Origin of the sequence: Marimonas arenosa (assembly GCF_030848945.1) — a bacterium.
Classification (GTDB): Bacteria; Pseudomonadota; Alphaproteobacteria; order Rhodobacterales; family Rhodobacteraceae; genus Marimonas; species Marimonas arenosa.
In genome coordinates this window covers 120,889-140,130 of the sequence record NZ_JANHAX010000003.1, presented here as the reverse complement: position 1 = coordinate 140,130, position 19,242 = coordinate 120,889, and the positions used below count along the sequence as shown (strand labels likewise).

Here is a 19,242-nt window from a genome sequence, read left to right as displayed (position 1 = left end):
CATGAAGATCACCGGCGATTGGTTCAGCAATTCGAAAACCCAGGCCGTTTGCCGGGCGCTGACCGACGCCGGGCATCAGGCTTTATTCGTCGGCGGTTGTGTGCGCAACGCGCTGCTGGGGGTTGAGGTCAGCGATATCGACATCGCCACCGATGCCGAACCAGCAGAAGTGATGGCGCTGGAAGAGGCCGCCGGGTTCAAGGTGGTACCCACCGGAATCGACCACGGCACCGTCACCGTTGTCGCCGGCGGTCTCCCGCACGAGATCACCACCTTCCGCCACGACGTCGAAACCGACGGCCGACGCGCCGTGATCGCCTTTTCGAAGGAAATCGCCGACGATGCGCGGCGACGTGATTTCACTATGAACGCGCTGTACGCCGATGCGTCCGGCCAGGTGATCGACCCGCTGGGCGGTCTCAGGGATCTGAAAGCTCGCCACGTACGTTTCATCGAGGATCCGGTGGAGCGCATCCGCGAAGACTATCTGCGAATCCTGCGCTTTTTCCGCTTCCATGCCTGGTATGGCGATCCGGAAGACGGGCTCGATCCCGACGGGCTGGCGGCAATCGGCACCCATCTCGACGGGCTTGACCGATTGTCGCGAGAACGTGTCGGTGCCGAAATGAAAAAGTTGTTGCGGGCCCCCGACCCGGCTCCTTCGGTGGCGGCGATGCGCGCAACTGGCGTCCTGGCCCATATCCTGCCAGGCGCCGACGACACCGCACTGGCGCCGCTGATCCACCTCGAGAGCAGTCATGGAATTCCGCCGGACGCGATCCGCCGTTTGGCGGCGCTTGGCGGCGACGCGCCGGCGCATCGCTTCCGGCTGTCCAACAAAGAAGCCGCGCGACTCAAGGCCTTGCGGGAAGAGCTTTCCGACATGGGATCGGCTGGCCATCTGGGCTATCGCTATGGCTACGAGAACGCCCGCGACATCCTGTTGCTGCATGCGGCGATGATGGGAACGCCGCTGATCCACGATCATTTCGACACCGCACGCCAGGGAGCAGAGGCAACGTTCCCGATCAAGGCACGCGATCTGATGCCAAGTCTTCAGGGCCCTGCGCTTGGACGGATGATGAAAGTGCTTGAAGAGGCGTGGATCGATTCGGGCTTCCGGCTGAGCCGTGACGAGCTGATCGCCCAAGCTTCGGAGTAAGCTTCGTGGAAACCTTTGTCATCGAACGACTCGGCCATCATGGAGACGGTGTTGCCAACGGCCCTGTCTTCGCCCCGCGCTGCCTTCCGGGAGAGACGGTAAGCGGTCAGCGCGATGGCAACACGCTGACCGATATCAGAATCCTCGAGCCGTCCGCCGACCGTGTGTCACCGCCCTGCCGGCACTACAAATCCTGCGGCGGCTGCCATTTGCAGCACGCCTCGGACGGCTTCGTGTCACGCTGGAAGACCGAAGTGATCGCCCGCGCATTGGCCGCCAACGGGCTTGACACCGAAATCCGCCCGATCATCACTTCCGAACCCCGTTCGCGCCGCCGCGCCACGCTGTCGGCCCGACGCACGAAGAAGGGGGCGCTGGCCGGGTTCCACACCCGCGCCTCGGACGTCATCACGGCGATTCCTGACTGCCTTCTGCTGCACCCGGATGTCATGCGAGCCCTTCCAATCGCCGAATCTCTGGCACTTGCCGGGGCCAGCCGTCGCGGAGAGCTGAGTCTGTCGGTCACACGCTCGGACAATGGACTCGATATCGCGGTCGAGGGCGGTCTGCCGTCCGATGGACCGCTCCTGCTGACGCTTGCGCAGGAGGCCGAGCGTCATGACCTGGCACGGCTGTCCTGGAACGGCGAGATTATCGCCACCCGTCGCCCGCCGCAGCATCGCTTCGGCAAGGCTTTTGTGACACCCCCGCCCGGCGCCTTTCTTCAGGCAACGCAAAGCGGTGAGGAGGCTCTTCTCAAAGCAGTCTGTGAGATCGTGCAGGACGCGGCCCGCATTATCGATCTTTTCGCCGGGTGCGGCACTTTCTCTCTGCCGCTCGCCGAAATCGCCGAAATTCATGCCGTCGAGGGCGACAAGGCGATGACTGCGGCACTCGACCACGGCTGGCGCCATGCCCAGGGGCTGCGCAAGGTGACGACCGAAGCGCGCGATCTGTTCCGCCGCCCTCTGATGGCCGACGAGATCGACCGCTTCGACGCCTGCGTCATAGACCCGCCGCGCGCCGGAGCCGAGGCGCAGGTGACCGAGTTAGGGCGGTCCGGGACCCGACGGATCGCCTATGTCTCATGCAATCCGGTTACCTTCGCGCGCGACGCCAGACACCTCGTCGCCGCGGGATATGCGCTCGATTGGGTGCAACCTGTCGACCAGTTCCGCTGGTCGACCCATATCGAACTTGTGGCACGATTCACGCTCACATCGAAGTGACCCTCGAAAAATCGCTACATTGACCGAGGAAAACCGGGTAATACGACGACCATCAGCGAAAGACGGACAGTGACATGCGGTTCTTCAGGTTTGTCGTGATTGCGCTTCTGCTCGCCACGGTGGCGGGCTGTTCGAAATTCAAGACCTACAACGGGCCCGAGGTGACACAGGTCATCGTCTTCAAGGGGGGTCGGGTCATGCATCTGATGCATCATGATCAGGTGCTGAAATCCTATCCGATCGGCCTCGGCTTTACGCCACAGGGCCACAAGAGCTTTGAAGGCGACGGCCGCACACCCGAAGGCGACTATGTCATCGACCGACGCAACCCCAACAGCGAGTTCCACCTGTCCGTCGGGATTTCCTATCCGAACAATGATGATCGCGCCTATGCCAGTTCGAAAGGCCAGAAACCCGGCGGCGACATTTTTATCCACGGCCGACCATGGAAGTATCGTAAGGGCGGGCGCGACTGGACGGCCGGCTGCATCGCCGTAAACAACCGGGAAATCGAAGAGATCTACGCGATGGTGCGCAACGGCACCCCGATCACGATTCGCCCGTAAACGGAACGCAGGATTACGATCCCATGATCAGCGTCCACCAGATCTTGCCATTGCGTTCCTGAAACCAGGCAAAGCCCAGGTTCGCCGCCCGCTTGTCGAGAATCACGTTACGGGTGTCCGGCTGCTCCATCCAGGCAGCGAGGGTCTCGAGCTCAGTCTCGTAGGTTTCCGAGATGTTCTCGCCCAGCATAGCGCCGGAATAGCCGACGCGTCGTACGCGGTCCATTGGCGAAGACCCGTCGGAGCCGAAGTGCCACGGGCGGTTCTGAACTGACATGTCGCGCGAATGCGTTGCGGCGGCGGCATTGAGCTGGGCATTGAGCTGCACCGGCTGTGCACCCGCGGCGTCGCGCAATGCATTCACCGAGTCAAGCATCCTGTATTGCAGCTTGGCCGTCGCACCCGGTGCAATCCGGTAGAGCCGCGGTAATGGTTTGCCGTCCGCGCCCATTTGCGGCGTGGTCGTGGTCGCGCAGCCCTGAAGAACCAACAGTGCCGAAAAAAGGAAACCCAGAAGTCGAGACATGTGATCCCACCCAGTTCGTGTTTCGCATGGCATAGCGCGACGTGCGTTGCCGTTCAAACCCACATCGGCGTGAGTCGGCCAATTGACGGATGTTTGAATTGCGACTGCGTCTTTCGCGCAATATTATGCCCAAAATCGGCAATTTCAGGCCAAGAGGGTATCATGACACGCAGATTTGCAGGCAAACTCGACCGTCGCGGTTTCCTCGCTGGCAGCGCTGCGCTGCTGGCTGCACCGGCGGCGGCACAAAGTATCAACAGCAACGCCACAACCGAGGTCGAACGCGACCTGAGCGAAGTGGTGCGGCGCAACATCTCAAGCTTCCGCTCACTTGATTGGCGGCCCTATTTCGACAACCTCGCCAATGGCGCGGTTCTTGTCGATATCACCTCGCGGGCGCTTCACTTCTGGTCAGAGGACCAAACGGTTTACAGACTTTATCCCACTTCGGTGCCGTTGACCGAGGACCTGACGCGCCGCGGTCGCACCAAAGTCGTGCGCAAGGTGGTGGGCCCCAGTTGGCGCCCAACCCCGGCGATGCGAGAGCGCAATCCGGAATGGCCGGAATTCGTCGGCCCCGGCCCCGATAACCCGCTTGGCACGCATGCGATGTATCTCAGCTGGACCTATTATCGTATCCACGGCACGCATGACACGCGCAAGATCGGACGGCGATCATCGAACGGTTGTATCGGGCTTTACAATGAGCATATCTCGGAACTGTTCGCTCTTTGCAGAGTCGGCACGCAAGTGTTGCTAATTTGACGACATTTTAACGATCTCTGCATCTCCGGACCCAAGTTGCGTTTGCAATCCCCAGATTTTGCTGGTTAGAGAAAACTACGAGGTAAGACTTGGGAGCTTGCCGTCGCCACTATGGCATGTGACGGTAAGCGAATATCTGGAGGATAACATGAAGAAACTCGTTCTCGCTGCTGCCCTGACTGCTGCTGCTTCGACCGCTTATGCCGGTTCGATGGCTGATCCCGTGATCGAAGCACCGGTCGTGGTGGAAGAAACCGCCGCAAGCTCGTCGAATGCCGGCATCATCATTCCGCTGCTGATCCTGGCCGCGATTGTTGCCGTCGTAGTCGACTGATAGGTCGGACGACAGATAAAAGGAAAAGGCGGTGGTGTTCCACCGCCTTTTTCTTTTGCCCGATCGGTTTTCTCAGGCGATCCAGCCCTTGAGGTTGTCCTCGATGATCTGAGACAGAACGGCAATATGCGCCGACTGGTCGTTGAGGCAGGGGATGTAGAGGAAATCCTCCCCGCCCGCCTCTTCGAAGCTTTCACGGATCTCCTCGTTGATCTCTTCCAGCGTCTCGATGCAGTCGGAAGAAAACGCCGGTGCGATCACGGCGATGTTCTTGCGCCCTTCTTCGCGGGCCAACCGCGCCACTTCTTCCACGGTATAGGGGCGGAGCCACTCCTCACGGCCGAATACCGACTGGAAGGTCGTGGTGATCTGCGTGTCACCCCAGCCCAGCCGTTCCTTGAGAAGCCGCGTGGTTTTCTGGCACTGACAGTGATAAGGGTCGCCCTCCATCAGATAGCGCTGCGGCATACCGTGATAGGACACGACCAGAAGCTCGGGCTTTTTTTCTGCCTTGGCATAGGCCGTCTCAACCGACTGGGCCAGCGCGTCGATATAAGCGGGATTGTCGAAATAGGCCGGCACTGTGCGCGCTGCGGGCTGCCATTTTTCCTTCATGAGGGCCCGGAAGAACTCGTCGTTTGCCGTGGCGGTCGTGGCGCCGGCATACTGTGGATAGAGCGGGAAGAAGACCAGCTTGGTACAGCCCGCCGCGACCATCTCGCGCACCTTCGATTCGGTCGATGGGTTGCCATAACGCATGCAGAAATCGACCAGCACGCCGTCGCCGAACCGCTCTTTCATGCTGGCGGCGATGGCGGCCGTCTGGTCTTTGGTGATCGTCATCAGCGGGCTTTCGCCCTGGTCCTCGTTCCAGATCGACTTGTAGGCCGCACCCGAGCTGAAAGGGCGTTTCGTCAGAATGATGAGCTGGAGAAGCGGCTGCCATTTCCAGGACGGAATATCGATCACCCGCTTGTCCGAAAGGAACTCGTTCAAGTAGCGCCGCATTGACCAGTAATCGTAGTTGTCCGGTGTGCCGAGGTTGGCGATCAGCACCCCGATCTTGGCCCGGGGGACGGCGGGGTGATCGGCGGGGGCATGGGCGGCCTCGAAGCCGGATTGAGATTGGTCGGTCATGGACTTGTCCCTGTTCGCTGGTTGCGATGTCACATAATGGCCTGCGCGCAGGGGTCAATCCTTGAGTGGCAATTCGACCGTGCCCAGCGCCTCGGCCAGCCTCGATTGGGCCGACCCCGGCCGAAGCGGTTGCGGCTGGTTTGGGTCGGGCGCCCAACCCATCAGGAAAATCAACTCAAACGTGGCGCGCACTCGCCCGTCCGGCTCGGCATAGGCGGAAGCATAGAGTTCGCTCGCGCGTCTAATAACCGACAAACGGGTAAAGTGTTTCAGCCGATTGACCAATGCGTTCTGTTCTCCCATCGCGCGCAATTCGCGCATCAGATGCAGCGGCGTCTCGTAACTGGCGGTCAGCGGCAGGCTGTCGGCAACCGGCAGAGCAAATCCCGCCCGCTGCAGCAGCCCGCCGAGATCGCGGATTTCCCCCATTGGCACGACGCGCGGCGAGAGACCGCCGGTGATCTCGACCTCGGCCTGGCCGAGCGCAGCGCGCAGTTCGTGCAGAGTCTGCCCGCCGAACAGGATTGCCAGAAACACCCCGTCGGGTTTCAAAGCTCGCAGGCATTGAATCATCTGGCCCACCGGGTCGCCTGCCCAGTGCAGCGCCATGGCATGGATCAGCAGATCATGCGCCACCGGCTTCAGATCCAGAACCTCGTCATCCGCCACGATCCGCGCGCCCGGCACCACATCGGCCCAGAAACCTGGATGCCCGGTCACGATCGCGGGCGCGTTAAACGATTTGTTAACCATGGCCAGTCGATCTTTGACCTCGTCCGCGGCCAGCGCGTGCAGGAAGTCTTCAGGCGCATCCGCGGCACGGGTGCGGTTGCGGGCCAGGGCGGCTCGATCGGTGAGCTTCGGCGGGGGTGACATGAGCGCGACAATAGGGGCAGAGAGATGAAGTTTCAAACGGCCTTGCACCTGCTTTATCCGCCGCGCTGCGTCGGTTGCGGCGAAATGGTTGACAGCGATTTTGGCCTGTGCGGCCCGTGTTGGCGTGACACGCCGTTCATCGAAGGGCTGGCCTGCAATCTCTGCGGCACGCCACTGCCCGGAACGTCGGACCAGACCGAGATCTGCGATGAGTGCCGCGTCATCGCCCGACCCTGGTCGAAGGGCCGCGCGGCGTTTCTCTATCACGACAACGGGCGGAAGCTCGTGCTGGCGCTGAAACATGGCGACCGGCATGACATCGTGCGCCCGGCAGCGAAATGGTTGAGTCGCGCCGCGAACCCGCTGGTCGACGAGGACACATTGATCGCCCCCATCCCGCTGCACTGGACGCGGCTTCTGAAGCGGCGGTTCAACCAGTCGGCGTTGTTGGCCAAGGCCCTGGCAAAGGAACTGTCGCTGCCTTGGTGCCCGGATCTCCTGATCCGCCGGGCCCGCACGGAAAGCCTTGACGGGAAAACGCTGGACCAGCGCTTCGCCACCGTGTCGCAAGCGATCGTGCCACACCCGAAACGCCGTCACCGTATCGCCGGGCGGGCAGTGCTGCTGGTCGATGATGTGATGACTTCGGGCGCCACGATGGCGGCAGCGGCCGAGGCCTGCTTGCAGAGCGGCGCGCGCGACGTATCGGCGCTGGCACTGGCGCGCGTTGCAAAGGAGGGTTAAATCCGGGACAAAGAGCGAAAGTGCCAGGGAAACGCCAATGAAACCGGTTGAAATATACACCTCTCCGCTGTGTGGCTTCTGCCACGCGGCCAAGCGGCTGCTCGATCAGAAAGGGGTCCAATATTCCGAGATCGATGTCTGGGCCGACCCGTCGCGCAAACCCGAGATGATGCAGCGCGCCAACGGCCGTCACACGGTGCCGCAGATTTTTGTCGGCGACACCCATGTCGGGGGCTGCGATGACCTCTACGCGCTCGAACGTGCCGGCAAGCTCGACGCCCTGCTGGCGTCCTGATCGCGATGGTCCGCGCGGCGCTTATCCAGATGACCTCGGTCGAAGACCCGGGTGAAAACCTGGCCGATCTCAAGGCGCATCTGCACACGGCCCATGCCGGCGGCGCACAATTCGCGCTTTCCCCCGAAGTCACGAACTGTATCTCAGGCAGCCGCACCCATCAGCGCGCCGTGCTGCACCACCAGGAGGATGACCCGACACTTGCCGCCGTGCGCCAGGAAGCCGAAGCGCTGGGTCTGTGGGTACTGATCGGGTCGCTGGGGCTGCTGACCCACGACAGGGACGGACGCTTTGCCAACCGGTCCTTGCTGATTTCTCCGCAGGGTGAAATTGCGGCGCAATACGACAAGATCCACATGTTCGACGTGAATGTCAGCGAAACCGAGACCTATCGCGAATCCGCGCACTACCGGCCCGGAGCACGGGCGATTGTGGCACAGACCGATTTCGCCGCCATAGGCATGACAATCTGCTATGATATTCGTTTTCCCTATCTGCATCGCAGGCTGGCTCATGCCGGGGCCGAGATCATCACCGTGCCAGCGGCCTTTTCGGCCGTAACCGGTGCGGCGCATTGGGAAACCCTGTTACGCGCCCGGGCAATCGAGACGGGATGTTTCGTGCTTGCCCCAGCTCAAACCGGGGTGCACTACGTGCGGGATGGCAAGGAACGGCGGACCTATGGCCATTCGCTGGCCATAGCGCCGTGGGGAGAGGTTTTGGCAGATGCGGGAACAGGCTGCGGCGTCACGTTTGTTGATCTCGACATGGGCGAAGTGGCAAAAGCGAGGCAGCGCGTGCCGTCGCTGAACCATGACCGGGATTACGAAGGACCCTGATGAATGATCCGAGCAACGCCCTCGCCGTCGCGCTGTTAAGCGAGATTCTGACGGCGGATCAGCTGGTGCGGAACCGGCTGACCAAGGTGTTGCCCAAGGGTATGGAAATCTCGCATTTCTCGGTGTTGAACCATCTGGCGCATTCCGGTGAGGAGCGTAGCCCAGCGCAGCTTGCCAAGAGTTTCCACGTCACCCGCGGAGCGATGACCAATACGCTCGGCAAGCTGGAATGGGCGGGGTATATCCATATCCGGCCCGACTGGGACGATGCCCGACGCAAGATGGTGGCGATCAGCCCTGCCGGTCGGCAGGCACGCGACGCAGCGTTGGCAGCAATCGGCCCGGTTCTGACCGAGCTGACAGGAGACCTGGGCGAGGACAAGGTCCGCGCAGCCCTTCCGATTCTGCGCGAGTTGCGATTGAAGCTGGAAGGCGACTAGGCCGGATTCACGCTGGCGGTGACGTAGTTCACCGACAGGTCGCGGTCGGAAACGGACCAGCGCCAACTGATCGGGTTGAAAACGAATCCCTTGCGATCGACCGGGCGAAGCCCTGCCTGTTCCAGAAGGCTGAATAGCTCATCCGGCGTAATGAACTTGTTCCATTCATGGGTGCCTTTGGGCAGCCATCGCATCACATACTCGGCGCCTACGATGGCCATCGCAAAGCTCTTGGGGTTACGGTTGATGGTCGAACAGATATGAAGGCCGCCGGGTTTCAGAAGTTGGCGGCAGGCGGTGAGATACGCCAGCGGGTCGGCCACGTGCTCGACCACCTCCATATTCAGCACGACGTCAAACTTCTCTCCGGCCGCGGCCAGCGCTTCGGCAGTGACGTTGCGATAATCGATCTCAAGCCCCGATTGCTCGGCATGGACCTGCGCCACCGGAATGTTGCGCGGCGCCGCATCCGCGCCCACCACCGTCGCGCCCAGCCGGGCCATGGGTTCGCTGAGCAGCCCTCCGCCACAGCCGATATCGAGCAGGCGCAGGCCCTCGAACGGTCCGGGAGCATCAAGCTCCCGGCCGAATTCCCCGGCGATTTGATTGGTGATATAGTCAAGTCGACAGGGGTTCAGCATGTGCAGCGGCTTGAACTTGCCGTCGGGATCCCACCATTCGGCGGCCATGGCTTCGAACTTGGCCACTTCGGCAGGATCGACGGTGCTCTCAGCGGGTTGCATTCTGCTCTCCATATGCTCAACTTGGGTGCGCCTCACCATATAGGCACGATCGGACAGGCTCGCCATGGACAAATATTCTGGCCCACGGAACGCGGCGGATTACCTTTATCCGTCCCTTGAGCCGTTTGACCGTCGGATGATCGACACCGGCGACGGCCACCAGATCTACATGGAGCAATCCGGCAATCCCGACGGCCAGCCGGTGATCGTGTTCCACGGTGGCCCGGGCGGCGGCTGCAGCCCGGCGATGCGGCGCTATTTCGAGCCCAATCACTATCGCATCATCCTATTCGACCAGCGCGGCTGTGGCCGGTCACGGCCGCATGCCAGCGTGGAGAACAACACGACCTGGCACCTGATCGACGATATCGAGCGTATTCGCGATCTGTTAAACATCGATAAATGGATCGTTTTCGGGGGCAGCTGGGGGGCGACACTTGCACTGATCTATGCCGAGACGCACCCCCGGGCGGTGCAGCAGCTTATCCTGCGAGGGGTCTTCCTGGCCACCAAGGCCGAGCTTCGGTGGTTCTATGGCGGCGGTGTGGGGCGATTCTGGCCGGAATTGTGGGAGCGATTCCAAGGGATTATCCCCGAGCGGGAACACGGGGACCTGATTGCGGCCTACAACAAGCGCTTGTTTTCCGGCGACCAGGCAGAGGAAATGGCCTTTGCCAAGGCTTGGGCGCGGTGGGAAAATGCGCTGGCCTCGGTGCGCTCGAACGGCGAAAGCGGCGTGACCGACGGCACCTATGCGCGCGCCTTCGCCCGACTGGAAAACCACTATTTCATCAACAATATCTTCCTGGAACGGGACGGGCAAATCCTTGAAGATATAGACAAAATTTCCCACATCCCGGGCGTGATCGTGCAAGGGCGTTATGACATGATCTGCCCGCCGCGGGCGTCCTATGGGCTGGCGCGGAAATGGAAGAAGGCGGATTTGCGGATGGTGCCGGTGGCTGGGCATGCTTTGTCAGAACCCGGAATCAGCCGCGAGTTGGTCCGCGCCATGGACCAGATCGCGGGGCTGCGCACGACACGTTAACCGTTGCGCCGGGCGGTGGAAACCGGCGTATGGTACCCCGGCTGGCATCCTGGCTGGCATCCCGTCTGGCGCGCGGTGGGCGATGCGGCGTTAACCCTTCACGGCGATCTCTTGCGGAACCGTTAATGCCGACGGCGCAGCCTGATCTTCTCCAGCCCGCGCAGCAAAGCGATATCGGCCTGTCCCTTGGTCAGCCAACTGATCCCGAAGGCCCAGATGCCGAGCGCCTCGAACCAAAAGATGATGCCCGAGGACTCGATGGTGTCGCTCCAACCCAGCGATGTCCAGGCGCGCAGGATCGAGAACAGGGTCGCCGCGCCGCCGAACAACAGAATCGCCCAGCCGCAGAGCCGGTAGATCCGGCGCCGGGCCGGTTTGCCGCTACGGGCGAACTTGACAAGCGACAGATAGGCCATGGCGCCGAGAAACAGCACCGCGGCGACAAAGTGGCCCCACTTGGCGTATTCGCCGAGAAAGAACTCGAAGATGTTCTTGGTACCCGGGACGACCTGATTGGGAAAGACGGCAAGCCCGAAAGCGCCGACCCCGGCCAGCGTGGCGGCGAGATTGTCGGACAGACGTTCGCCATTTTCGCGAACATGACCCTTGTAGCTGACAAGGAAGATGCCGATGGCGAACAGCGTGCCGACGTAAATGTCGCGCAGGGTGGTATGATAGTAGTCGGAGATCGAGGGCTGAACCCGGGCGTTTTCCAGCCAGCCGCCAAGCAGCAGCAGCACCGGAAAGACGAGACCGAGAAGCCCCAGCGCCTGGCGGACGCGGTAGAAGGAGAGAACGTAATCCTGGCGGGTGCGATCGGGCATGGGTCGAAAAAGCCTGGGTCAAACAGATCAAGACTAGCGGCGTGAATGCTCTGTGTCACTGCTGCGGGGCTCTGGCCTCCAAACCCGCGGAGCATCCGGCGCAAGATCAAGCAGGGAACTGATATGTAAAGCAGGGCTTGCAGACTCACACCTTCAGGCGTATATCCCCCTCAACAGCGGCGCGCTGGGGTCCAAACCCGGTGCCCACCGGAGAAATCTGACGGGCCGCGGGCCCGTTTTTTTGTGTCTGGAGCCTCATGGCAGACCTGATCGCCAAAACCGCGATGGATCGCAAGATCGCCGAGATCATCACCCCTGTCATCGAAGACATGGGGTTCGAACTGGTGCGGGTGCGGCTGATGGGCGGTGATCACAAGACGCTTCAGGTGATGGCCGAGCGGTCAGGCGGCGGGATCGACGTGGACGAATGTGCCCAGATTTCCAACGCGCTGAGCGCGGTGCTCGATGTCGAGGACCCGATCACGGATGCCTATTCGCTGGAGGTCTCTTCTCCGGGCATCGACCGGCCACTCACCCGGCTGAAGGATTTCGACGACTACCAAGGCTATGAGGCCAAGGTGGAAACCGCCGAACTGATTGACGGGCGCAAACGCTGGCGTGGGGTTCTGGCGGGCGTCGAGGATGACGAGGTGCTGATCAATATCAGCCAGGATGGCGAAGACGTGACCGTGGGTCTGAAATACGACTGGCTGGCCGACGCCAAGCTTGTGCTGACCGACGAACTGATCAAGGCGATGCTGAAGGCCAGGAAAGAGGCCGGCGCGCTGGATGAGACGCAATTTGACGAGATAGAAACCGAGACCGGTTCCGAGGAGGACTAAGAGAGATGGCAATTACCTCTGCAAACCAGCTGGAGCTGCTGCAAACCGCTGAGGCCGTGGCGCGGGAAAAGATGATCGACCCAGGCCTCGTGGTGGAAGCGATGGAAGAGAGCCTCGCTCGGGCCGCCAAGAGCCGCTACGGCGCAGAGATGGACATTCGCGTGTCGATTGACCGTAAAACCGGCCGCGCGACCTTCACCCGGGTGCGCACCGTGGTCGAGGACGAGGAGCTGGAGAACTACCAGGCCGAACTGACGGTCCAGCAGGCCAAGGCCTATTTCGAACCGTCGAAGGACGGTCGCTCGGTCTGGGTTCGGGACGGGATGCCGATCGAAGAGCTTGCCGGCGGTCCGCAGGTCGGCGACGTATTCCGGGAAGAAGTGCCGCCGGTCGAGATGGGCCGGATCGCGGCGCAAAGCGCCAAGCAGGTGATCCTGCAGAAGGTGCGCGAGGCCGAGCGCGACCGGCAGTACGAGGAATTCAAGGACCGCGCCGGCACCATCATCAATGGTGTCGTCAAACGCGAGGAATATGGCAACGTCATCGTCGACGTCGGCCGCGGCGAGGCAATCCTGCGCCGGAACGACAAGATTGGCCGCGAGAGCTATCGCCCGAACGACCGCATCCGGGCCTATATCAAGGATGTGCGCCGCGAAGCGCGGGGACCGCAGATCTTCCTGAGCCGCACCGCGCCGGAATTCATGGCCGAGCTGTTCAAGATGGAAGTGCCCGAGATCTACGATGGCATCATCGAGATCAAGGCGGTGGCCCGCGATCCAGGCAGCCGCGCCAAGATCGCCGTCATCTCCTATGACGGCGGAATCGACCCGGTTGGCGCCTGCGTCGGGATGCGCGGCAGCCGCGTGCAGGCCGTCGTGAACGAACTCCAGGGCGAAAAAATCGACATCATTCCATGGAACGAGGATGTGCCGACCTTCCTGGTGAACGCGCTGCAGCCGGCCGAGGTGTCGAAGGTGGTTCTCGACGAGGATGCCGAGCGTATCGAGGTGGTGGTGCCGGACGAGCAATTGTCGCTGGCGATCGGGCGTCGCGGTCAGAACGTGCGGCTGGCGTCACAACTGACCGGTCTCGACATCGATATCATGACCGAGGAAGAAGAATCGGCACGCCGTCAAAAGGAGTTCGAAGAGCGCACCAAGCTGTTCATGGAAACGCTGGACCTCGACGAGTTCTTCGCCCAGCTTCTGGTGGCCGAAGGCTTCACCAACCTCGAAGAGGTGGGTTATGTCGAGCTGGACGAACTGCTGGTGATCGACGGGGTTGACGAGGACACGGCCAACGAGCTGCAGGCCCGTGCCCGGGACTTTCTGGAAGAGCAGGCGCGCAAGGCGCTTGAGCGCGCGCGCGAGATGGGGGTCGAGGACAGCTTGGTGAACTTCGAAGGCCTGACCCCGCAGATGATCGAGGCGCTGGCCGAGGATGGCGTCAAGACGCTGGAGGATTTCGCCACCTGCGCCGACTGGGAACTGGCCGGCGGCTGGACCACGGTCGATGGCGAGCGGGTCAAGGACGATGGCCTTCTGGAGCCCTTCGACGTCAGCCTCGAAGAGGCCCAGGACCTGATCATGACCGCCCGGGTCATGCTCGGGTGGGTCGACCCGGATGATCTTGCTGCGGCTGAAGCCGAGGCCGAAGAGGCCGAGGCCGTAACCGAGGAGGCCGGGGCCTGATCGCAGGCCTCGGGAGATCCTGACATGGGGCGCGGCGGAGCAGCCAGGGCGCGGGACGACGGGACGGTGCGGAAGTGCATCGCCACAGGAGAGCTGTTGCCGAAAGGCCGGCTTATCCGCTTCGTCGTGGGTCCGCAGGCGCGGATCGTGCCCGACATCACGGGCAAACTGCCGGGACGCGGCATCTGGGTCAGCGCTGCGCGGCAGGCACTGGAAAAGGCGGTGGCGAAGAAGCTGTTCGCCCGGGCGGCCAAGCAGGCGGTGCAGGTGCCCGATGATCTGGTTGAGCAGGTCGAGGCACTGTTGACGAAGCGTCTGATCGAGCTCATCGCGCTGGCCCGTAAGTCGGGGCAGGCGGTGGCCGGGTTCGAGAAGGTCAAGGACTGGCTCGGGCGCGAGGACGTGAAGGTGCTCCTGCAGTCGAGCGACGGGTCCGAACGCGGCAAGGGTAAGCTGTGGACGCCGCAGGGCGCGAGATATGTGGGCTGGCTCACTTCCGATGAGCTAGGCCAGGCCTTTGGACGAGAAACCGTAGTCCATGCGGCCATAGGCGCTGGAGGTTTGGCGCCACGTGTTGTAGAGGAGGCGGCGAGATTGAAAGCCTTGCGCGACTCCGATGGCGGGACCACCCGCCGGAAAGGATGAAGAGAGCCAGATGAGCGATAGTGACGGCAAAAAGACTTTGGGCCTTCGCGGCGGCGCCCGTTCGGGGAATGTGAAGCAGAGCTTCAGCCACGGACGGACCAAGAATGTCGTGGTGGAGACCAAGCGCAAGCGCGTCGTCGTGCCCAAACCCGGTGCGTCGAAACCGGCTGCCGGAGCGACGGCCAAGCCGGCCGAGGGCGATCCGAAGAAACGGCCCGCGGGCATTTCCGATGCCGAGATGGAGCGCCGGATGAAGGCACTGGCCGCTGCCAAGGCACGCGAAGCCGACGAGGAAGCGCAGCGCGAAGCCGAGGAGAAGGCCCGCGAGGAAGAACGTCAGCGCCGCCGTGAAGAAGCCGAGGCCAAGGAACGCGAGGAGCGCGAACGCGAAGCCGCGCTGAAGGCTAAGGCGGAAGAGGAAGAACGCCAGAAGCGCGAGGCCGAGGAAGCCGCCAAGCGCGCCGCCGCCGCCGCGGCAGCCCCGGCCGAAGAGCCAGCGGCGGCAGCCCGCCCCGCCCCGAAACCGACCGCCAAGCCGGGTGAGCGCAAGGCCGACCGCGAGCGTGAGGACCGCGGACGAACGGCCCGCGGACGCGACGACGGCGGCCGCCGCTCGGGCAAGCTGACGCTGAACCAGGCGCTTTCCGGCGGCGAAGGCGGGCGGCAACGCTCGATGGCCGCGATGAAACGCAAGCAGGAGCGTGCCCGCCAGAAGGCCATGGGCGGCCCGATTGAACGCGAAAAGGTCGTGCGCGACGTGCAGTTGCCGGAAGCCATCGTGGTGCAGGAGCTGGCCAATCGGATGGCCGAGCGGGTTGCGGACGTGGTCAAGTCGCTGATGCAGATGGGCATGATGGTGACCCAGAACCAGACCATCGACGCCGACACTGCCGAACTGATCATCGAGGAGTTCGGCCACAACGCGGTCCGGGTTTCGGACGCGGATGTCGAGGACGTGATCCAGACCGAAGAGGACAAGGACGAAGATATGCAGCCGCGTCCGCCGGTGATCACTGTGATGGGCCATGTCGACCACGGCAAGACCTCGATCCTGGATGCAATCCGCAATGCCAAGGTGGTTTCCGGCGAGGCCGGGGGGATCACCCAGCATATTGGCGCCTATCAGGTCAAGACCGACAGCGGGACGGTGCTGACCTTCCTCGACACGCCGGGCCACGCCGCCTTTACCAGTATGCGGGCCCGTGGTGCGCAGGTGACGGATATCGTCGTTCTTGTGGTTGCCGCGGACGACGCGGTGATGCCGCAGACCGTCGAGGCGATCAATCACGCCAAGGCGGCCGGGGTGCCGATGATCGTGGCGATCAACAAATGCGACCTGCCCGCGGCCGACCCCAACAAAGTGCGCACCGATCTTCTGCAGCACGAAGTGGTCGTAGAACAGATGTCGGGCGAGGTGCAGGACGTCGAGGTTTCGGCCCATACCGGCCAGGGGCTCGACGAGCTCTTGGAAGCCATCGCGCTGCAGGCCGAGATCCTGGAGCTCACGGCCAACCCGAACCGTTCCGCCGAAGGTGCGGTGATCGAAGCCCAGCTCGACGTCGGCCGCGGACCAGTGGCCACGGTGCTGGTGCAGCGCGGCACGCTGCACCAAGGCGACATTTTCGTCGTTGGCGAGCAATATGGCCGTGTCCGCGCCTTGATCAACGACAAGGGCGAACGTGTGGACGAGGCCGGCCCGTCGGTACCGGTCGAGGTCTTGGGCCTCAATGGCACGCCGGAAGCCGGCGACGTTCTGAACGTGGTGGACACCGAGGCGCAGGCGCGCGAGATCGCGGAGTACCGCGAGAAGGCCGCCAAGGAAAAACGTGCCGCCGCCGGAGCCGCAACGACGCTGGAACAGCTGATGGCCAAGGCCAAGGAAGACGAGAACGTCGCCGAGCTGCCCATCCTGGTGAAGGCCGACGTTCAAGGGTCTGCCGAAGCCATCGTCCAGGCGATGGAGAAGATTGGCAACGAAGAGGTGCGCGTGCGCGTGCTGCATTCCGGCGTGGGCGCCATCACCGAGAGCGATATCGGCCTCGCCGAGGCCTCGGGCGCGCCTGTCTTCGGGTTCAATGTGCGGGCCAACGCACCGGCGCGGAACGCCGCCAACCAGAAGGGTGTGGAAATCCGCTACTACAGCGTGATCTATGACCTTGTGGACGACGTGAAGGCGGCGGCCTCGGGCCTGCTCAGCGCCGAGATCCGCGAGAACTTCATCGGGTACGCCGAGATCAAGGAGGTCTTCAAGGTCACCGGTGTCGGCAAGGTGGCTGGCTGCCTCGTGACCGAAGGCGTGGCACGGCGTTCGGCCGGCGTGCGTCTGCTGCGCGACGACGTGGTGATCCACGAAGGCACGCTGAAGACACTCAAGCGCTTCAAGGACGAGGTTGCCGAGGTGCAATCGGGCCAGGAATGCGGCATGGCGTTTGAAAACTATGACGACATCCGCCCTGGCGACGTGATCGAGATCTTCGAGCGCGAGGAGGTCGAGCGCCAGCTCACCTGAGACCGTCCGTGAGGCACGTTAAAAAAGGGGAACTGCCGCGGCGGTTCCCCTTGGTTCTGCCAGGTCAAAAGCCCGGCACCGATGAGTGGTGACTGGTTAGGCGGCTTGTTTCACGGGCCTTCCGGTGAAAATCTGCTTGCCGACACGGACCTGAACGCGTCCGTCGGGCAGGGTTTTTTCGAAAAACCCCTGAACGAAAACATACGACCCCATCATAATGGTGTGCAGCATGTCAAATCCTCCCCATTGGTTTGACACAGTCACGATAGTCACAAAATTGTTAAGAATACATCAATAAAAGCTCTCTCAGCGACAAATTGTTTCGCAGGGACGCGCAAAATATAGATGTTAAGGCGTTGCGAGCCCCAATATCTACACTTTATCCTTGTCAGCTGCGACGAATTACAACCAGTCGCGGAGAATCGGTATGAGGGGGATGTCGGCCGGCGGCATCGGGTAGTCGCGCAGATTTTGCGGCGCCACCCATTTCAGAACCTGTCCCTCGCGTGCCTGCGGGATACCCTCCCATTTGCGACAGGCAAAGACCGGCATCAGCAGGTGGAAATCATCGTAGCTGTGCGAGGCGAAGGTCAGAGGCGCCAGACAGGAGGCCCAGGTGTCAATACCGAGCTCTTCGTGCAGTTCGCGGATGAGGGCGTGCTCGGGGGTTTCGCCGGCCTCGACCTTGCCGCCGGGAAACTCCCACAAACCGGCCATCGACTTGCCTTTCGGGCGCTGGGCCAGCAGCACGCGCCCGTCGCGGTCGATCAGCGCGACGGCTGAGACGAGAACGGTTTTCATGAGCGATAGTCGGCGTTGATCTCGATGTAACCGTGGGTCAGATCGCAGGTCCAGACGGTGGCCGTGCCCGCGCCGAGGCCGAGATCGACCGAGATGAAGATTTCGGGTTCCTTCATCAGCGCGGCTGCGTCCTCCTCGCGGTAGCTTGGGGCGACCCAGCCGTTTTCGGCAACCAGAACATCGCCGAACCGGATCGTCAGGCGGTCGCGGTCGGCAGCGGCGCCGGACTTGCCGACGGCCATGACGATGCGGCCCCAGTTCGGGTCTTCTCCGGCGATGGCAGTCTTGACCAACGGCGAATTGGCGATGGCCATGGCGTGGGTGCGGGCGTCGGCGTCATTGGCGGCCCCGGTGACGCGGATTTCGACGAACTTGGTGGCGCCTTCGCCGTCGCGCACTACCTGGTGCGCGAGATCGAGCATGACCGAATGCAGCGCGGCGCGGAATTCCGCGTCGCCGGCCGGGATGGTCACACCGCTGACACCGGTGGCGGCCATCAGCAAAGTGTCGGAAGTCGAGGTATCGCTATCGACAGTGATCGAGTTGAAGGTCGGCCCGGTAAGTTCGGACAACATGGCCTGCAGGTCGGGCTGGACGATTTTCGCGTCGGTGAAAACATAGACCAGCATCGTCGCCATGTCGGGGGCGATCATGCCGGAGCCCTTGGCAATACCCGCAATAGAGACGGTTTTACCATCACGGGAGAAACTGGCCGCGGCGCCCTTGGGGAAGGTGTCGGTCGTCATGATGGCGTGCGCGGCGGCTTCGATCGCGTCCTCGGACAGACCGGCCTCCAACTCTTCGAGCTTGGCAATGATGCGGTCATGCGGCAGGCGTTCGCCGATCACGCCGGTCGAACTGGTAAAGACGCGGGTTTCGGGCACGCCGGTGGTCCGGGCCACGGCGGCACAGATGGCGGCAACCGACTCGTCCCCGGCGCGGCCGGTAAAAGCATTGGAATTGCCGGAGTTGACGACGATGGCCGCACCAGCCTCGGCTGGAGTGCCGATCTTGGCCTGGCAGTCGAGCACGTTGGCCGAGCGAGTGGCCGAGCGGGTGAAGACACCCGCCATCGCCGTCCCCGGCGCCAGCAGCGCGAGCATCACGTCGGTGCGCCCGCCATAGCGCACGCCGGCCTGGGCGGCGGCAAAGGACACGCCGGCAATCATCGGCAGCTTGGGAAATTCGTCAGGCGCCAGCGGCGAGCGTTTGGTGATCTTGGCCAA

At 62.6% G+C, this 19,242-nt stretch carries 22 protein-coding genes; 14 read left to right on the top strand and 8 right to left on the bottom strand.

What is annotated here, in order from left to right; all coding sequences use genetic code 11:
* The first annotated feature begins 1 nt into the window (after position 1).
* The 3 genes from NO357_RS10810 (at position 2) to NO357_RS10800 (ending at position 2,957) form a co-directional block, all read left to right on the top strand.
* Positions 2 to 1,162: a CCA tRNA nucleotidyltransferase gene (locus tag NO357_RS10810; RefSeq protein ID WP_306735686.1), complete on the top strand. Its 1,161-nt coding sequence runs from the start codon at positions 2 to 4 to the stop codon at positions 1,160 to 1,162.
* 5 nt (positions 1,163 to 1,167) lie between these two features.
* The gene (locus NO357_RS10805; RefSeq protein WP_306735685.1) at positions 1,168 to 2,391 is read left to right on the top strand and encodes a class I SAM-dependent RNA methyltransferase; all 1,224 of its coding nucleotides are present in this window, start codon (positions 1,168 to 1,170) and stop codon (positions 2,389 to 2,391) included.
* A gap of 74 nt (positions 2,392 to 2,465) precedes the next feature.
* Positions 2,466 to 2,957: a L,D-transpeptidase family protein gene (locus NO357_RS10800; RefSeq protein WP_306735684.1), complete on the top strand. Its 492-nt coding sequence runs from the start codon at positions 2,466 to 2,468 to the stop codon at positions 2,955 to 2,957.
* A gap of 13 nt (positions 2,958 to 2,970) precedes the next feature.
* Here the strand turns inward: NO357_RS10800 and dalA are convergent, their stop codons facing one another.
* The gene (gene dalA, locus NO357_RS10795; protein WP_306735683.1) at positions 2,971 to 3,483 is read right to left on the bottom strand and encodes a divisome-associated lipoprotein DalA; all 513 of its coding nucleotides are present in this window, start codon (positions 3,481 to 3,483) and stop codon (positions 2,971 to 2,973) included.
* Between the two features lie 162 nt (positions 3,484 to 3,645).
* On the opposite strand from dalA, the gene NO357_RS10790 reads away from it, so the two are divergent.
* Positions 3,646 to 4,248 (top strand): L,D-transpeptidase, encoded by a 603-nt coding sequence (locus NO357_RS10790; protein WP_306735682.1) that lies wholly within the window; start codon positions 3,646 to 3,648, stop codon positions 4,246 to 4,248.
* Between the two features lie 148 nt (positions 4,249 to 4,396).
* Positions 4,397 to 4,582: a hypothetical protein gene (locus NO357_RS10785; protein ID WP_306735681.1), complete on the top strand. Its 186-nt coding sequence runs from the start codon at positions 4,397 to 4,399 to the stop codon at positions 4,580 to 4,582.
* Between the two features lie 72 nt (positions 4,583 to 4,654).
* On the opposite strand, the gene hemH is transcribed toward NO357_RS10785, so the two are convergent.
* Complete coding sequence (hemH, locus tag NO357_RS10780; RefSeq protein WP_306735680.1) at positions 4,655 to 5,719, bottom strand: ferrochelatase; 1,065 nt, start codon at positions 5,717 to 5,719, stop codon at positions 4,655 to 4,657.
* A 54-nt stretch (positions 5,720 to 5,773) separates the two neighbouring features.
* Positions 5,774 to 6,595: a methyltransferase domain-containing protein gene (locus NO357_RS10775; protein WP_306735679.1), complete on the bottom strand. Its 822-nt coding sequence runs from the start codon at positions 6,593 to 6,595 to the stop codon at positions 5,774 to 5,776.
* 24 nt (positions 6,596 to 6,619) lie between these two features.
* On the opposite strand from NO357_RS10775, the gene NO357_RS10770 reads away from it, so the two are divergent.
* The 4 genes from NO357_RS10770 to NO357_RS10755 are packed head-to-tail and all read left to right on the top strand — an operon-like array spanning position 6,620 to position 8,913.
* A complete protein-coding gene (locus NO357_RS10770; protein WP_306735678.1) occupies positions 6,620 to 7,339 on the top strand; it encodes a ComF family protein in 720 nt (239 codons plus the stop codon).
* A gap of 37 nt (positions 7,340 to 7,376) precedes the next feature.
* A complete protein-coding gene (gene grxC / locus NO357_RS10765; protein ID WP_306735677.1) occupies positions 7,377 to 7,634 on the top strand; it encodes a glutaredoxin 3 in 258 nt (85 codons plus the stop codon).
* Positions 7,635 to 7,639: 5 nt separating this feature from the next.
* Positions 7,640 to 8,473: a carbon-nitrogen hydrolase family protein gene (locus NO357_RS10760; protein ID WP_306735676.1), complete on the top strand. Its 834-nt coding sequence runs from the start codon at positions 7,640 to 7,642 to the stop codon at positions 8,471 to 8,473.
* Positions 8,473 to 8,913 carry a MarR family winged helix-turn-helix transcriptional regulator gene (locus tag NO357_RS10755; protein WP_306735675.1) on the top strand — a complete coding sequence of 147 codons (441 nt, stop codon included), beginning with the start codon at positions 8,473 to 8,475 and terminating at the stop codon, positions 8,911 to 8,913. The genes NO357_RS10760 and NO357_RS10755 overlap by 1 nt, the downstream gene beginning before the upstream one ends.
* Here the strand turns inward: NO357_RS10755 and ubiG are convergent.
* Positions 8,910 to 9,656, bottom strand: a complete 747-nt coding sequence (gene ubiG / locus NO357_RS10750; RefSeq protein WP_306735674.1) for a bifunctional 2-polyprenyl-6-hydroxyphenol methylase/3-demethylubiquinol 3-O-methyltransferase UbiG — start codon at positions 9,654 to 9,656, stop codon at positions 8,910 to 8,912. The genes NO357_RS10755 and ubiG overlap by 4 nt on opposite strands.
* A gap of 64 nt (positions 9,657 to 9,720) precedes the next feature.
* Here ubiG and pip point away from each other — a divergent pair, with 64 nt between their 5' ends.
* The gene (pip, locus tag NO357_RS10745) at positions 9,721 to 10,704 is read left to right on the top strand and encodes a prolyl aminopeptidase (RefSeq protein ID WP_306735673.1); all 984 of its coding nucleotides are present in this window, start codon (positions 9,721 to 9,723) and stop codon (positions 10,702 to 10,704) included.
* A 122-nt stretch (positions 10,705 to 10,826) separates the two neighbouring features.
* Here pip and NO357_RS10740 read toward each other — a convergent pair whose 3' ends face one another.
* On the bottom strand, positions 10,827 to 11,528 hold the full coding sequence (locus tag NO357_RS10740; protein WP_306735672.1) for a hypothetical protein: 702 nt from the start codon (positions 11,526 to 11,528) through the stop codon (positions 10,827 to 10,829).
* Positions 11,529 to 11,785: 257 nt separating this feature from the next.
* Here NO357_RS10740 and rimP point away from each other — a divergent pair, with 257 nt between their 5' ends.
* The 4 genes from rimP to infB are packed head-to-tail and all read left to right on the top strand — an operon-like array spanning position 11,786 to position 17,215.
* Positions 11,786 to 12,370, top strand: coding sequence for a ribosome maturation factor RimP (gene rimP, locus NO357_RS10735; RefSeq protein WP_306735671.1), 585 nt, complete (start codon positions 11,786 to 11,788; stop codon positions 12,368 to 12,370).
* A 5-nt stretch (positions 12,371 to 12,375) separates the two neighbouring features.
* On the top strand, positions 12,376 to 14,061 hold the full coding sequence (gene nusA / locus NO357_RS10730) for a transcription termination factor NusA (RefSeq protein ID WP_306735670.1): 1,686 nt from the start codon (positions 12,376 to 12,378) through the stop codon (positions 14,059 to 14,061).
* Positions 14,062 to 14,085: 24 nt separating this feature from the next.
* Complete coding sequence (locus tag NO357_RS10725) at positions 14,086 to 14,706, top strand: RNA-binding protein (protein ID WP_306735669.1); 621 nt, start codon at positions 14,086 to 14,088, stop codon at positions 14,704 to 14,706.
* Positions 14,707 to 14,716: 10 nt separating this feature from the next.
* Positions 14,717 to 17,215 (top strand): translation initiation factor IF-2, encoded by a 2,499-nt coding sequence (gene infB / locus NO357_RS10720; RefSeq protein ID WP_306735668.1) that lies wholly within the window; start codon positions 14,717 to 14,719, stop codon positions 17,213 to 17,215.
* 96 nt (positions 17,216 to 17,311) lie between these two features.
* Here the strand turns inward: infB and NO357_RS10715 are convergent, their stop codons facing one another.
* The 3 genes from NO357_RS10715 to argJ all read right to left on the bottom strand — a co-directional run bounded on the left by NO357_RS10715 (position 17,312) and on the right by argJ (position 19,242).
* A complete protein-coding gene (locus NO357_RS10715) occupies positions 17,312 to 17,446 on the bottom strand; it encodes a hypothetical protein (protein ID WP_306735667.1) in 135 nt (44 codons plus the stop codon).
* A gap of 171 nt (positions 17,447 to 17,617) precedes the next feature.
* Positions 17,618 to 18,016, bottom strand: a complete 399-nt coding sequence (gene mutT / locus NO357_RS10710; RefSeq protein WP_306735666.1) for an 8-oxo-dGTP diphosphatase MutT — start codon at positions 18,014 to 18,016, stop codon at positions 17,618 to 17,620.
* Entirely contained in the window at positions 18,013 to 19,242 is a 1,230-nt protein-coding gene (argJ, locus tag NO357_RS10705) for a bifunctional glutamate N-acetyltransferase/amino-acid acetyltransferase ArgJ (protein WP_306735665.1), read from the bottom strand. The genes mutT and argJ overlap by 4 nt, the downstream gene beginning before the upstream one ends.